Below are 308 nucleotides of genomic sequence, written 5' to 3'. Positions count from 1 at the left end.
ACCAGGAATTCCAATCTCCCCTACCGCACTCTAGTCTGCCCGTACCCACTGCAGGCTGGAGGTTGAGCCTCCAGTTTTCACAGCAGACGCGACAAACCGCCTACGAGCTCTTTACGCCCAATAATTCCGGATAACGCTTGCGCCCTACGTATTACCGCGGCTGCTGGCACGTAGTTAGCCGGCGCTTTTTCTGCGAGTACCGTCACTTTCGCTTCTTCCTCGCTAAAAGAGGTTTACAACCCGAAGGCCGTCGTCCCTCACGCGGCGTTGCTGCATCAGGCTTTCGCCCATTGCGCAAGATTCCTAAC

Annotated in this window: 1 rRNA gene; it reads right to left on the bottom strand. The window is 56.2% G+C overall.

The annotated features are described in order from the left end of the window. Positions 1–308, bottom strand: a 16S ribosomal RNA gene (locus ACTHS4_RS11785); the annotation flags it as partial.

Origin of the sequence: Neisseria sp. P0014.S009 (genome assembly GCF_051958155.1) — a bacterium.
Lineage (GTDB): Bacteria > Pseudomonadota > Gammaproteobacteria > Burkholderiales > Neisseriaceae > Neisseria > Neisseria flavescens_C.
The sequence above is the reverse complement of the archived record's forward strand: the minus strand, read 5'-3'. Positions and strand labels throughout refer to the sequence as shown.